The following is a 12,121-nucleotide window of genomic DNA, read 5'->3' as shown; positions in this document are numbered from 1 at the left end:
CAATGAGCACAGAAATTAAAGTTCCTGTTCTTCCTGAGTCGGTTGCAGATGCTACCGTTGCTACATGGCATGTAAGTGTTGGCGACAAAGTAACTCGCGATCAAAACTTAGTAGACATTGAAACAGATAAAGTGGTTTTAGAAGTTGTTGCACAGCATGACGGTGTAATTACAGAAATATCACAAGAAGAAGGTGCAACCGTACTTGGCGATCAAGTTATGGGTTTACTTGGTGATGCTGATGCAGCGCCAGCAAGTGAAGGTTCATCTAAAGAAGAATCAGCACCCGCTAAATCAGAAGACGCGCCAGCGGCGCAATCAGCACCAGCACCAGAAGGTAAAGAAGTGGACATTAAAGTACCTGTACTTCCAGAATCAGTTGCAGACGCAACAATTGCTACATGGCATGTACAACCAGGTGACGCAGTAACACGCGACCAAAACTTGGTAGATATTGAAACAGATAAAGTTGTTCTTGAAGTAGTAGCTCAAGAAGATGGCATCATGGGTGATATCATTCACAACGAAGGCGATACTGTACTAGGCGAGCAAGTAATTGGTTCGGTTAAAGCAGGCGGTGCACCAGCGGCTCCAGCTGCAAAAGCAGACGCAGCGCCAGCAGCAGATTCAAGCGAAAGCTCTGATGTGTTAACACCATCAGTTCGTCGTTTAATTGCTGAGAAAGGCCTAGACGCTTCTAAAATTAACGGCACGGGTAAAAATGGCCGTGTAACTAAAGAAGACGTTGATACATTCTTAAAAGCACCAGCACCAGCGGCTAAAAAAGCAGAAGCTTCAGCTCCTGCAGCACCGATGGGCGACCGCACTCAAAAACGTGTTCCTATGACTCGTTTACGTAAAACGATTGCTACACGCCTTCTTGAAGCTAAAAACTCAACTGCAATGTTAACAACATTCAACGAAGTGAACATGGAACCAATCATGAGCCTTCGTAAGCAGTACCAAGAAGTATTTGAAAAGCGCCATGGTATTCGTTTAGGTTTCATGTCTTTCTACGTGAAAGCGGTAACTGAAGCACTTAAACGCTTCCCTGATGTTAATGCATCAATTGATGGTGACGATATTGTTTACCATAACTATTTTGATATCAGCATTGCAGTATCTACTCCACGTGGACTAGTTACTCCGGTACTTAAAGATTGTGACAAACTATCTGTTGCTGAAATCGAAAAGGGTATTCGTGAATTAGCACTTAAAGGTCGTGATGGTAAGCTAACGCTTGCAGATATGACCGGCGGTAATTTCACTATCACTAATGGTGGCGTATTTGGTTCATTACTATCTACACCTATCATTAACTTGCCACAGTCTTCAATCTTGGGTATGCATAAAATTCAAGACCGTCCAATGGCTGTAAATGGTAAAGTTGAAATACTACCTATGATGTATTTAGCGCTTTCTTATGATCATCGCATCATTGATGGTAAAGAATCTGTTGGTTTCTTAGTAACTATTAAAGAGTTACTTGAAGATCCAACACGCTTATTGCTAGATGTTTAATCTAGTTGTATGAAATGTAAGCTGTGAATGAACATTCACAGCTTTTTTTGCGCCTTTGGTCGTACTGGGGTTTTCATGTTAAGCCTTGGGATCTATACTAGGTGCGCAATTTGGGATAGTTGTTTATTTTCAAAAATATTCAGCTCTTTTAGTATAAAAAATTGGATAAAGCATCATGAATTTGCATGAGTATCAGGCAAAACAACTTTTTGCCGAATATGGTTTACCAGTTTCTCAAGGTTTCGCTTGCGATACACCTGAAGAAGCTGCAGCAGCTGCTGAAAAAATCGGCGGTGATATGTGGGTTGTTAAAACTCAGGTTCACGCAGGTGGACGTGGTAAAGCTGGCGGTGTAAAGCTAGTAAAAACTATCGACGAAGTAAAAGCGTTTGCAGCTAACTGGTTGGGTAAAAACCTAGTTACTTACCAAACAGACGAGAAAGGCCAGCCAGTAGCTAAAATTTTAGTTGAAAGCTGTACTGACATTGCTAACGAATTGTACCTAGGTGCAGTAGTTGACCGTGCATCTCGCAAAGTAGTTTTCATGGCGTCTACTGAAGGCGGCGTTGAAATTGAAACTGTTGCAGAAGAAACACCAGAGCTTATCCACAAAGCTGAAATCGACCCGTTAGTAGGTCCTCAAGCTTACCAAGCACGTGAACTAGGCTTCAAATTGGGTCTTAACCCAGTACAAATGAAGCAGTTTGTTAAGATCTTTATGGGTCTTGGTAAAATGTTTACTGATTTTGATTTCGCACTACTTGAAATCAACCCGTTAGTAATTACAGACGAAGGTAACCTTCACTGTCTTGACGGAAAAATCGGTATTGATGGTAATGCACTTTACCGTCAACCTAAAATCCGTGAGTTCCACGATCCATCTCAAGAAGATGCACGTGAAGCACACGCAGCAAGCTTCGAGCTTAACTACGTTGCTCTAGATGGCAATGTTGGTTGTATGGTTAACGGTGCAGGCCTAGCAATGGGTACTATGGACATCGTAAACCTACACGGCGGCAAACCGGCTAACTTCCTAGATGTTGGCGGCGGCGCGACTAAAGAACGTGTTTCTGAAGCATTCAAAATCATTCTTTCTGACGACAATGTTAAAGCTGTTTTAGTTAACATCTTTGGCGGTATCGTTCGTTGTGACATGATTGCTGAAGGCATCATTGGCGCAGTTAAAGAAGTTGGCGTAAACGTACCTGTAGTTGTACGTTTAGAAGGTACTAATGCTGAACTAGGTCGTGAAGTTCTAGCTAAGTCTGACCTTAACATCATCGCTGCTGAATCACTAACAGACGCTGCTGAGAAAGTTGTTGCTGCTGCGGAGGGCAAATAATGTCTGTATTAATCAATAAAGATACAAAAGTTATCTGTCAAGGTTTCACTGGTGGCCAAGGTACTTTCCACTCTGAGCAAGCGCTTGAGTACGGTACACAAATGGTTGGTGGTGTAAGCCCTGGTAAAGGCGGTCAAACGCACCTTGGTCTTCCTGTATTCAACACAGTTCGTGATGCTGTTCAAGAAACTGGCGCAACTGCTTCAGTTATCTATGTACCAGCTCCTTTTTGTAAAGATGCAATTTTAGAAGCTATCGATGCTGGCATCGAGCTGATTGTTTGTATCACTGAAGGTATCCCTACACTTGATATGGTTGACGTTAAAGTTAAACTAGATCAAACAGGTACTCGCATGATCGGTCCTAACTGTCCAGGTGTTATTACTCCTGGTGAAACTAAGATTGGTATCATGCCTGGTCACATCCACAAACCTGGTAAAGTAGGTATTGTTTCTCGCTCTGGTACTTTAACGTACGAAGCGGTTAAGCAAACTACTGATGCTGGTTTTGGTCAGTCTACGTGTGTTGGTATTGGTGGTGATCCAATTCCAGGTACTAACTTTATCGACGTTTTAGAAATGTTCGAAAAAGATCCACAAACTGAAGCAATCGTAATGATTGGTGAAATTGGTGGTACTGCAGAAGAAGAAGCTGCAGAGTACATCAAAGCTAACGTAACTAAACCTGTAGTATCTTACATTGCTGGTGTTACTGCACCAGAAGGTAAGCGTATGGGTCACGCTGGCGCAATCATCGCAGGCGGTAAAGGTACTGCTGATGAGAAATTTGCTGCATTAGAAGCTGCGGGCGTAAAAACTGTACGTTCACTTGCTGAAATCGGTAAAGCACTTAAAGAGAAAACAGGCTGGTAATTGCTTGTTCCCTCTAAAAAGGCCCGCTTATGCGGGCCTTTTTGTTATTGGGTTAAATTTAGAATGGATAACTAATGTGCTGAAAGAAGCGCACAGACAAATCTTGTCGTTGTTTATTTATAGCAAGCTCTTCACATAAAGCGTGAACCGTTTTTTCTACTTGGTTCATGAAGCGCCCATACCCAATCTCATGCTTATCTTGGTTTGTCGCAACGACAACGAAATGGATGGTTTCTACTAGTTTAGTTTCATCATAAAAATATTTAATCTGACTTTCATTTGATTCAACATCAAAACTTAATTTCTGCAATTCTACATTGCCTTCATTTTTATCTATTTTACTGTTACGGATAATTGGTATTGCACCATTGGCAACCATTGCGCCATGCGTTAGTTTATTAATTTCACATGCGCGTTTAAAGCTATCAGCAAAGTAGTCATAAAACTTTTTAAAATCCTGATCGTTTACCATTGTTTGAAACTGTGTTTTGATTGCACGAGAAATTGGAATAGTAAAAGTCGTGTAAGTCATTTCAGCATAGTCACCCGGTATATTGCATTGCCTCGACTGATAACGAGGGTAGAGGCTTCTTAGCTTATAACCATAACTTTCTCTATTGCCTTTGTCTTTAGCAAACAAATCGTAAGTAAGATGCTGGTGATCACGAAGTTTAAATTGAGGTTGATTTAGAAATAATTGCTCTTGTAAAAGGGTCAATACTTTTTGTACTTTATTGTGAAACAAAGCTGAATTCGCACGTAAGTCCTCACCGGTGGCTAAAAAAGTAAACGTATTTTTTTACTTTTCGTGTTTGGTGTGTAATAAAGTTTATGCGCTTCGTGATAGCGAGGATTATAAAAAAACAGCATCTGCTTATCCGTTTCTAACTGGTATGACTCATCATGAAATCGTACAACCGGTAGCTTATCGTTGGCAAGTAAATGTACATTATGAAGCTCATATTCATCACAACATGCAAATAGTTGACGCGCAATGCGCTCGTAGCAACAATCTATAGTGGTAAAACTACTGTAAAACGCTTCACTAGGTGTTATTTCAGCCAATAAATAGTGATTAGCGCGTGCGTTTGTTGGAATATATACGCGGTGTTGATTAAGTGTAGCCATCTTCGGATCCTTATAAAGTAGGTTATTCGATTACTATAATCGGTTTTGATGACTTAAATATTGCGTTAAAACAAATTTTATTCATAAACAATGGAACCTGTGGATTAAAGTTAATCAATATCTAAAATAAACCTTAATCTATTGCTGTATGTTAGTGTATGTTTTTGTAATAATGCATTAGTTTTGTTATTACGTAATATTAGAGGATCACACTCCTATGGCGGAAATTGAGAATCGCCCAAGTAACTTTATTAGAACCCGAATTGATGAAGACTTAGCAAGCGGGAAACATGCTACAACGCATACACGTTTTCCACCTGAACCAAATGGTTTTTTACATATTGGTCATGCAAAATCAATTTGCTTAAATTTTGGTATCGCAAAAGACTACAACGGTTTATGTAACCTACGTTTTGACGATACAAACCCTGAAAAAGAAGACATTAACTACGTAAATTCTATTAAAGAGGATGTACAGTGGTTAGGTTTTAATTGGGATGGCGATATAAAGTATTCTTCTAACTATTTTGATACTTTATATGGTTACGCAGTTGAGCTAATAAATAAAGGCTTAGCGTACGTTTGTTTTTTAACTGCAGACGAAGCGCGACAGTACCGTGGTACATTAAAAGAGCCAGGTAAAAACAGTCCATATAGAGACACGTCAGTTGAAGAAAACCTAGCGTTATTTGAAAAAATGCGTGCTGGTGAATTCAAAGAGGGTGAATGTGTTCTGCGTGCTAAAATTGATATGGCAAGCTCATTTATGGTGCTTCGCGATCCAATTATTTACCGTGTGCGTTTTGCGCACCATCATCAAACAGCTGATAAGTGGTGCATTTACCCTATGTATGACTTCACGCACTGTATTTCTGATGCGCTTGAAGGTATTACACATTCATTATGTACATTAGAGTTTCAAGATAACCGCCGTTTATACGACTGGGTACTTGATAACATCAGTTTAGAATGTCACCCGCAGCAAATTGAGTTCTCACGTTTAAATCTTGAATATACAATTATGTCTAAGCGTAAGCTTAGTGATTTAGTGGTTAATAACCATGTAGAAGGGTGGGACGACCCACGTATGCCTACAATTGCAGGTTTACGTCGTCGTGGCTATACACCAGGTTCAATTCGTGAATTTTGTTTGCGTATTGGTGTAACAAAACAAGAGAATATGGTCGAAATGGGCATGCTTGAAGCGTGTATCCGTGAAGACTTAAACGAAAATGCACCACGTGCAATGGCTGTACTCGATCCTGTTGAAATCGTTATTGAAAACTACGATGCAGACAAGGTTGAAATTTTATCTGTGGCTAATCACCCAAATAAAGAAGAAATGGGTCGTCGTGATGTACCGTTTACGCGTGAAATTTATATCGAACGTGAAGACTTCAAAGAAGAAGCAAATAACAAATTCAAACGTTTAGTACTTGATAAAGAAGTACGCTTACGTGGTGCTTATGTTATTAAAGCGCAGCGTGTTGAAAAAGACGAAAATGGCGAAATCACAACTATCTTCTGTACTTACGACAGCGAAACACTTGGTAAAAACCCAAGTGATGGACGTAAAGTAAAAGGCGTTATTCACTGGGTTTCAGCACCAGAGTCTATCACTGCAGAAGTGCGTTTATACGACCGTTTGTTTAGCGTACCAAACCCAGCAGCTGCTGATGAGTTCGAAACAACACTAAACCCAGAGTCATTGGTTGTTTTGCCAAACGCTAAATTAGAGCCATCGCTTGCTGATTCTCAAGCAGAGCAGGGCTTTCAGTTTGAGCGTACGGGTTATTTTTCTCGTGATTCTAAATCAGAGAACGTTGTATTTAACCAAACAGTGGGTCTTCGTGATTCATGGTCTAAAACTCAATAAATAATACCAATCTGTTTAATTAAGTGAGCTATTTTGAGGTAAAAAAACTTGTCGATAACAAGGCAAAAATTTCGTTATTTAGTTGTTCTATATCAGAGATTTTTAACACAGTTAGCGTCAGGTTTAATCCCTCAAATTGATCAAGTATTATTGCGGATTGGTATAGTACTTAAAATATCCCCAGGATTTACTGGGTATATTCATTACTATCGTCTTTTAGGCACAAAAAAACCTGCGCTTAGCAGGTTTTTTATTGCTTTTAAAAGCGGTATTAGCTGTTAGCGTCGCTAAATTCTTTACACGCTGCTTTATCATTACACTCACCGTATAAATATAAAGAATGGTTTGTAAGTGTTATACCATTTTCTTCAGCAATCTCAAGTTGACGACGTTCAATCATATCATCTTCAAACTCTACCACTTTGCCACATTTCAAACATACTAAATGATCGTGGTGCGTACTTCCAGAGAGTTCAAATACTGATTTTCCACCTTCAAAGTGATGACGGCTTACAATACCTGCATCATCAAATTGGTTAAGTACGCGGTATACAGTTGCAAGACCAATTTCTTCACCTAGATCCAAAAGAATTTTGTAAACATCTTCAGCACTGATGTGTTGGTTATCTGGAGATTGTAAAATCTCTAATATTTTAATACGCGGTAAAGTTACTTTTAAACCGGCTTTTTTAAGTTCCAAGTTATGATCAGTCATTAAATCTGTCTCAATTTTATTTGGTTATACTAGACATCTTGCAAAGATGTACACGACACATTAGCAATAAACAGGATAACGTGCCTAAGCGTTAAGTGCAAAGAACAATTGATTTATATTGCTATTAAAGCTTAAATCGCTAACTGTTTGATAGTTATTTAAACAGCTCGCGATATATGTAGAAAATTAGTCAGCTAATTCACTTAAACACATTTCTTCATACACTTGAGCCGACCATGCTTTAACACGTTGCTCAGTTAGCTCTGGTTGACGGTCTTCATCGATACCCAAGCCTACAAAGTGCTTCTCATCAGCCATGCCTTTAGACGCTTCAAAGTCATAGCTTTCGCTTGGCCAATGGCCCACAACAATAGCGCCACGCTCAGTAACTATATCGTTGATCATGCCCATTGCATCTAAAAAGTACTCTGCGTAATCTTCTTGGTCTCCACAACCAAAAATAGCCACAAGCTTACCTTCGAAGTCCACTTCCTCAAGCTCAGGGAAAAAGTCGTCCCAGTCACATTGCGCTTCGCCGTAGTACCAAGTCGGAATACCGAATAAGATTAAATCAAATTCAGCTATCTCTTCTTTAGAGCTTTTTGCAATATCATGAACAGCCACTAGCTTTTTACCCAATTCTTTTTGGATCATTTTTGCTACGTGTTCTGTGTTACCTGTGTCACTTCCGAAAAAAATGCCTACACTTGCCATGGATTTAAAACCTTTTATGTATCAATAGCCAATCTTTCTTGTAAAATCGTTTCAATCAGCGCACTGCGGCTAATATTTTGTGCATCTGCCATATCACTTAATGCTTGATATAACTGTGATGAAACTTTAAATTCAACACGTTTTAAACCACGTGCTTTATCTCTTTTTATTTGATTACGTTTATTTACCTTTAACTGCATATCCCGTGAAAGGGGATTGGTTTTAGGCCTGCCTGGGCGTTTTTCGTATTCAAATAAATCGAGTGTAGTTCTATCTGTTTCTGACTTCGCCATGCTTAACCTACACCTGCGCCTTGCCAAAATACTTGAATAAGCCCTTTAGCAATAAAGCCTGAACAACCTAAAAAGAGCACGCCCCAGACAATGTATTGTCCGAACTTTGGTACATTACCACTTTTTAGTACGTCTTTAATTGCCATGCCGATGAATATGAAAATACCGGCTAAGCCAAAATACAACCCTAGGGTATCAAATTCGTTAATTAACTGACTGACCATCAACGTATAACCTTTAAATTAAACGGCGCGTACTATAGCATATAAATATTGATATATTTAGTGCGCAGAATCAAAAACACGCGATTAAAATTACTTTAAATCGCAGTTAAAAAGTCATTTATCGCTTTATTAACAGCAAGGGGCTTTTGAGCATGAAGCCAATGACCTGCTCCATGAATAATTTTAGCCTTGGTGTTTTTAAAGCGTGTTGTAATTGCAGTACGATGTTCGGGCAAAATATAGTCAGAATCGTTGCCTTTAATGAAAAGAGTATCGCATAAACAAGAATTGTTTTCATTAACATTGGATGTGATTGTCGAATATTTTTCATTGAGCACATTTAAGTTAAATCGCCACGCAAAACGACCTTCTTCATTTTTAGCGAGGCTTTTAAGTAAAAATTGTCGAACTCCAAGCTCTTCGATAAAAGGCTGCATAATTGCATCAGCTTGTTTTCGATCGTCGATTGATTGTGCTGAAACTGCTTTTAATGCTTGCAGTATTTTTGTGTGGCGAGCGGGGTAACTAACAGGTGCAATATCAAGTACAACCAATTTATTTACCAGCTCAGGATGGGTAAGCGCTAATTCCATTGCCACTTTACCACCCATAGAGTGGCCAACTAAATGGGCCTTGTCTATGTTTAAACGGGCTAATAACTCAACAATATCTTGTGCCATTGCTGGGTAATTCATTTCATCGCTATGAGGTGACAGACCATGGTTACGCAAATCAACGTTTATAACATTAAAGTGTTCACTTAATGGCTTTGCAATAACATTTAAGTTTTCTAATGATCCAAAAAGCCCGTGGATCAAAATAACGTTAGGACCTTGCCCTTGTTGCTTGTAATTTAACTGCATACTAGCCTCCTGAAAATTTGGCCATAGTTTGCCGAGCATTGCTCTAAAAAGCAAAAAATACAGCGACTATTTATTCAATTGGGCTTTTGTTTGTTAAATCAACAACAATCAAGTAAATATTAATATGTTTACGGGAGTGCTTGTTGTAACTCGCATTTCTGATTGGTTTGGGTATAATCACACGGGAGAAAGAAATGTGACCCGTAATGACAGGAATAACATGAAACAAATCGACATAGACGACGAATTATATCAATATATTGCAAGCAATACGCAAAGTATTGGTGAAAGTGCATCCACTATTTTACGTCGTTTATTAAATCTGAGCGGCGAAAAAATTCTAACCGCAAACGTAGAACTAACTCAAAACAATCAAACTGCGACTACGTCCACTGCCACATTAAAAAGCTCAGACCCAACGGCTGCTGAGGCTACAAAAAAACAAACACCTGTAGCTCACGCACCTGTGCAGCAAAAAAGTGATAATGTTTTTAATGTACTTAATAAAGAAGAGCTGGCAATGCAAAAGGGCGTTGTTGGACGTTTTTTGTTTATTTTAAGTGCATTTTACCGTACACATAAAGCTGACTTTTCGGCTGTATTAGATATAAAAGGCCGCGACCGTGTTTACTTTGCTACCAGCAAAGAAGACTTAGTTAATAGCGGCAGTAGCATGAATCCTAAAAACATAACTGATAGTGAATATTGGGTTATGACGAATTCTAATACAACGCGTAAAAAAATGATGCTTCATGAAGTGGCTCTTTGCCTTGGTTACAGTGCAGAGCAAGCTGAAAAAATTCGCGATTACCTGTAAGGAAATATAATGGCTATTCACTCAGGCGCAGGTAAAACTGCTCCACAATCGGCACTGGTTAATGTTCCAAAATTAGTATCTGCCTATTATTTAAATGAACCAGATCTTGAGCAGAACCCTGAGCATTGCGTTGCTTTTGGTACATCAGGCCACCGTGGGTGTTCTTACGATGTTAAATTTAACGAATCACACATTTTGGCGATTACTCAAGCTATTTGTGATTACAGAAAACAAAATGATATTTTTGGTCCGTTATTTTTAGGTAAAGATACGCACGCATTGAGTGAGGCCGCATTTAACTCCGCCATTGAAGTACTCGTTGCTAACGAAGTGCAAGTTATAACACAAGAAGACGGTGATTTTACACCAACACCCGTTATTAGCCATGCCATCGTTAGTCATAACAAGCTACACCCAAATGAGCTTGCAGACGGTATTGTAGTTACCCCGTCGCATAACCCTCCTGAAGATGGTGGCTTTAAATACAACCCACCTAATGGCGGACCTGCTGATACCGATGTAACTAAATGGATTGAAGACAGAGCTAATCAACTTTTATTAGAAGATTTAGTTGAAGTTGAGTTATTCCCATTCGCCAAAGCATCGCGTTCTGGCTTTATCCGCTACGAAGATTTAATGACTCCTTATATTAATGATTTAGCAAATATCGTTAATTTAAAAGCAATTAGCGATGCAGGTATTAAAATTGGTATCGATCCACTAGGTGGTTCAGGTATTAATTTTTGGCCTGTTATTGCTAAAAAATATAATTTAGATTTAACCGTAGTTAATGATGTTGTTGATCCACGTTTTGCTTTTATGCCACTTGATAAAGACGGCAAAATTCGTATGGATTGTTCATCACCTTATTCAATGGCGAACCTTATTGCATTAAAAGATGATTTTGATGTGTCTATTGGTAACGACCCTGACTACGATCGCCACGGTATTGTAACGCCAGATGGTTTAATGAATCCAAACCACTTTTTAGCAGTGGCAATCGACTACTTACTTAAACACCGTGATTGGAATGAAGCCGTAGAAATTGGTAAAACATTGGTTTCTAGCTCTATGATCGACAAAGTAGCCGCTCGTAACAGCCGTAAAGTTAAAGAAGTACCCGTAGGCTTTAAATGGTTTGTTGAAGGCTTAAGTAAAGGCAAGCTTGCGTTTGGTGGCGAAGAAAGCGCCGGTGCTGCATTCTTACGTTTTGATGGCTCTGTATGGTGTACAGATAAAGACGGCTTTATTATGGGTCTACTCGCTGCAGAAATACTCGCAGTAACAGGTAAAACGCCATCAGCACTTTATAAAGAATTAGAACAAGAGTTTGGTTCTCCAATTTATAAACGCCTAGATGCACCTGCTACAAGCGGTCAAAAATCACGTTTAAAAGCATTGAGTGCTTCTGATGTTAAAGCAGATACACTTGCTGGCGAGCCTATTTTGCAAAAATTGACTCATGCACCAGGTAACGATGCCACCATTGGTGGTTTAAAAGTGGTCACTGAAAATGGCTGGTTTGCAGCGCGTCCATCGGGTACTGAAGATATTTATAAAATATACCTTGAATCATTTAAAGGTGAAGCGCATTTAGCGTTACTTGAAAAAGAAGCTAAAAAGCTTGTAGATTCAGTTATAAGCTAACTTAATCTAATAATTTTAAAACGGCTGATTTATTCAGCCGTTTTCGTTTATATACCTTGTGTATTTATAAAAATATATACATAAGAGTCTACTCTCACATTATTTTTAAA

The 12,121-nt window shown here is 39.1% G+C and carries 11 protein-coding genes and 1 pseudogene; 6 read left to right on the top strand and 6 right to left on the bottom strand.

The annotated features are described in order from the left end of the window. Window positions 1-2 precede the first annotated feature (2 nt). The 3 genes from odhB to sucD all read left to right on the top strand — a co-directional run bounded on the left by odhB (window position 3) and on the right by sucD (window position 3,734). The gene (odhB, locus tag P4S65_RS13975; RefSeq protein WP_007375753.1) at window positions 3-1,520 is read left to right on the top strand and encodes a 2-oxoglutarate dehydrogenase complex dihydrolipoyllysine-residue succinyltransferase; all 1,518 of its coding nucleotides are present in this window, start codon (window positions 3-5) and stop codon (window positions 1,518-1,520) included. 175 nt (window positions 1,521-1,695) lie between these two features. Further along, the gene (gene sucC / locus P4S65_RS13970; RefSeq protein ID WP_007375754.1) at window positions 1,696-2,862 is read left to right on the top strand and encodes an ADP-forming succinate--CoA ligase subunit beta; all 1,167 of its coding nucleotides are present in this window, start codon (window positions 1,696-1,698) and stop codon (window positions 2,860-2,862) included. After that, window positions 2,862-3,734 (top strand): succinate--CoA ligase subunit alpha, encoded by an 873-nt coding sequence (gene sucD, locus P4S65_RS13965; RefSeq protein ID WP_002961811.1) that lies wholly within the window; start codon window positions 2,862-2,864, stop codon window positions 3,732-3,734. The genes sucC and sucD overlap by 1 nt, the downstream gene beginning before the upstream one ends. Before the next feature lie 58 nt (window positions 3,735-3,792). Here sucD and P4S65_RS13960 read toward each other — a convergent pair. Next, window positions 3,793-4,862, bottom strand: a pseudogene (locus P4S65_RS13960) (DUF3083 family protein). A gap of 217 nt (window positions 4,863-5,079) precedes the next feature. Between P4S65_RS13960 and glnS the strand changes: the two are divergent. Continuing rightward, window positions 5,080-6,738 (top strand): glutamine--tRNA ligase, encoded by a 1,659-nt coding sequence (gene glnS / locus P4S65_RS13955; RefSeq protein WP_337120408.1) that lies wholly within the window; start codon window positions 5,080-5,082, stop codon window positions 6,736-6,738. A gap of 271 nt (window positions 6,739-7,009) precedes the next feature. Here glnS and fur read toward each other — a convergent pair whose 3' ends face one another. From fur to P4S65_RS13930, 5 genes are all read right to left on the bottom strand, one after another. After that, entirely contained in the window at window positions 7,010-7,453 is a 444-nt protein-coding gene (fur, locus tag P4S65_RS13950; protein WP_002962922.1) for a ferric iron uptake transcriptional regulator, read from the bottom strand. A gap of 186 nt (window positions 7,454-7,639) precedes the next feature. Beyond that, window positions 7,640-8,167 carry a flavodoxin FldA gene (gene fldA / locus P4S65_RS13945; RefSeq protein ID WP_007375757.1) on the bottom strand — a complete coding sequence of 176 codons (528 nt, stop codon included), beginning with the start codon at window positions 8,165-8,167 and terminating at the stop codon, window positions 7,640-7,642. Between the two features lie 14 nt (window positions 8,168-8,181). Beyond that, the gene (gene ybfE, locus P4S65_RS13940) at window positions 8,182-8,460 is read right to left on the bottom strand and encodes a LexA regulated protein (protein ID WP_002962928.1); all 279 of its coding nucleotides are present in this window, start codon (window positions 8,458-8,460) and stop codon (window positions 8,182-8,184) included. Window positions 8,461-8,462: 2 nt separating this feature from the next. After that, window positions 8,463-8,684, bottom strand: a complete 222-nt coding sequence (locus P4S65_RS13935) for a DUF2788 domain-containing protein (RefSeq protein ID WP_002962930.1) — start codon at window positions 8,682-8,684, stop codon at window positions 8,463-8,465. Between the two features lie 95 nt (window positions 8,685-8,779). Then, on the bottom strand, window positions 8,780-9,547 hold the full coding sequence (locus P4S65_RS13930) for an alpha/beta fold hydrolase (RefSeq protein ID WP_008133719.1): 768 nt from the start codon (window positions 9,545-9,547) through the stop codon (window positions 8,780-8,782). Window positions 9,548-9,767: 220 nt separating this feature from the next. Between P4S65_RS13930 and seqA the strand changes: the two genes are divergently transcribed. After that, window positions 9,768-10,364 carry a replication initiation negative regulator SeqA gene (gene seqA, locus P4S65_RS13925; RefSeq protein WP_337120407.1) on the top strand — a complete coding sequence of 199 codons (597 nt, stop codon included), beginning with the start codon at window positions 9,768-9,770 and terminating at the stop codon, window positions 10,362-10,364. Window positions 10,365-10,373: 9 nt separating this feature from the next. Then, window positions 10,374-12,011, top strand: a complete 1,638-nt coding sequence (gene pgm / locus P4S65_RS13920) for a phosphoglucomutase (alpha-D-glucose-1,6-bisphosphate-dependent) (protein ID WP_337120406.1) — start codon at window positions 10,374-10,376, stop codon at window positions 12,009-12,011. The last annotated feature ends 110 nt before the right edge of the window (window positions 12,012-12,121 follow it).

This window comes from Pseudoalteromonas sp. B131b (assembly GCF_037162545.1).
Classification (GTDB): domain Bacteria; phylum Pseudomonadota; class Gammaproteobacteria; order Enterobacterales; family Alteromonadaceae; genus Pseudoalteromonas; species Pseudoalteromonas fuliginea.
This window is presented reverse-complemented; position numbering and strand designations above follow the sequence as displayed.